The 2,092-nt window shown below is 68.5% G+C and carries 2 protein-coding genes and 1 pseudogene; 1 reads left to right on the top strand and 2 read right to left on the bottom strand.

Annotation, left to right across the window (positions count from 1 at the left end; genetic code table 11):
- Both AC5RUJ_RS15100 and AC5RUJ_RS15095 read right to left on the bottom strand, forming a co-directional pair.
- Positions 1-255: pseudogene (locus AC5RUJ_RS15100) on the bottom strand (methyltransferase); the annotation flags it as partial.
- A gap of 17 nt (positions 256-272) precedes the next feature.
- Entirely contained in the window at positions 273-1,448 is a 1,176-nt protein-coding gene (locus tag AC5RUJ_RS15095; protein WP_494127855.1) for a type III polyketide synthase, read from the bottom strand.
- Between the two features lie 129 nt (positions 1,449-1,577).
- Here AC5RUJ_RS15095 and AC5RUJ_RS15090 point away from each other — a divergent pair, with 129 nt between their 5' ends.
- Positions 1,578-2,084, top strand: coding sequence for a hypothetical protein (locus AC5RUJ_RS15090; RefSeq protein ID WP_494049951.1), 507 nt, complete (start codon positions 1,578-1,580; stop codon positions 2,082-2,084).
- Positions 2,085-2,092: the final 8 nt, after the last annotated feature.

Genomic DNA, 2,092 nt, shown 5'->3' with positions numbered 1-2,092 from the left:
CAGCCGGGGAACGTCGCCGCCGCCGGAGCCGATATCGAGCAGGGTGGGGGCCTCAAGGCCGGCCAGGCGCGGGCGGAGCAGGCGCCGGTAGATGCCGTGCCAACCCGACACCGCCCGGTTGATCAGCGGAAACTGGGCGTAGGTGCGCCGAAGCATCGCGGGGTCGCAGTCCGGCTTGTCCATTTCCTCCACGGCGTCCGTGGCGCGGAGGGCCAGGAACGTCGACGCCTTGCGATCCGGCAGGCGGGCGGCCACGGCGGTCCGTTCCCGCCCTACACCGCCGCTGCCGCGGAAACCTGGCGGGCCCGGAGGGTGGCGGCGGGCACGGTCTTGGTGAACAGCCCGGTTTCCACCGTCAGGCCCGGGCCGAAGGCCATCGAGCAGATCCGCTCCTCCCCGGACCCTGCCGGTTGCTCCAGGATGTGCTTCAGCACAAACATCACGGTGGCGCTGGACATGTTCCCGTACCGCCGCAGCGTTTCCCGGGCCGGCACGAGCTGTTCCCCGGTCAGCTCCAGCTTGGCCTCGACCTTGTCCAGGATGCTGCGGCCGCCCGGATGGATCGCCCAGTGCTCAATGTCGCGGTATGGTCTTGCCGCCACGTCCGGTTCACGGGCCAGCAACGGCTCCAGCGCACCAACGATGTGTTCGTCGATAATGTGCGGAACATAGGTCCCCAGGACCATTTCGAAGCCCTCGTCACCGATGTTCCAGGCCATGGATTCCTCGCCGACCGGGGTGAGGACGGTTTCGAAGTGGTCCAGCCGGATGGCAGGCCCGGTCTCGTCCAGGCCGCGCGCGGTGATGACCGCTGCCGCCGCGCCGTCCGCGAACAGGGAGGACCCGACGATGGTGTCGGGGTCGTTGGACGTGCGCACGTGCAGCGTGCAGAGTTCTGCCGATACGACCATCACCACCGCCTGGGGATCGGCGTCGCAGAACGACTTGGCCGCCCGCAGGGCCGGGAACGCCGCGTAGCAGCCCATGAAGCCGAGATGGTAGCGCTGGACGGCGGGATTGAGCCCCAGCGCACGCACGATCTTGTAGTCGGGTCCCGGGTTGAAGAACCCGGTGCAGGAGACGGTGATGAGGTGTGTGATGTCCGCCGGGCCGATCCCCTCGCAGGAGGCAAGCGCCTTGCCGGCCGCCTCGATGAACAGCGGGGTTGCCTTGTCCGCGAAGATGTCGTTGCGCACCTTCGTGCTGGGAGAGAGCAGCTGCCGGGAATCGGCGTCGAAGAACACCGGGTTGTCCGCCCGCTTGGCCGTCGTGAGTTCCTCGACGGCGGTGTACCGGGTGTCGATGCCGGACTGGTCGAACGATGTGGTCACCAGGCGCTGTCCCAGGCGGGTCAGGCCCGGTTGCGTGGAGAACACGTCCCGCGCCTCCGACTGGATCAGGATGGTATCCGGAACAGCGGTTTCCAGGGCTCGCAGCGTGGCCGTCATAGTCCATTCATAGAGCAGGCAGCCGGGTAAGACAATGGACCGGCCGCCCGGCTCCCGGCTGAACCGCTACGTCATACGCGGGCGTCTTACCGGTTGACGGGCCAAGCCGGTACACAAGGAGCGGATCCGGTGGAGTACGAAATCAATTCCCTGCCGCTGCACGTGCTCCTGGTCCATGCCACCGTGGTGATCGTTCCGCTGGCGGCGCTGTGCGTTGCGCTCACCCTGCTCTGGCCGGCCGCGAGGCGGCGCCTGGGGATTGCCACCCCGCTGATCGCCCTGCTGGCCCTGGTGCTGGTGCCCGTCACCCAACAGGCCGGCCACTGGTTGTTCCTCAGGATCGACCAGACGCCGCTGGCCGTCGAACACATGCGGTTGGGCGACATGCTGCTGCCGTGGGTGGCCGGCCTTTTCGCCACGGCGCTGGGACTGTGGCTGTGGTTTCGCTACGGAACGACGGCGGACGCCTCCTCCCGGCGCAGGCTTGGCGCCGGATACAGCGTCATCGCGGCAGTGGTCGCCGTCGCCGTGCTGGCCGTGTGTGCCGGCGCCACGGTGGCAGTGGTGCTGACCGGCGAATCCGGAACGCGGGCGGTCTGGGAAGGCGCCTACTCCGGGCCGCCGGCGCTGCCCTGACCAACTCC

The sequence above is a fragment of the Arthrobacter sp. Y3223164 genome (genome assembly GCF_059091005.1).
The sequence above is the reverse complement of the archived record's forward strand: the minus strand, read 5'-3'. Positions and strand labels throughout refer to the sequence as shown.

What these genes read in the sequence shown, in the direction of transcription:
- AC5RUJ_RS15095 (WP_494127855.1), bottom strand. Translation starts at nt 1,448, where the DNA reads ATGACGGCCACGCTGCGAGCCCTGGAAACCGCTGTTCCGGATACCATC.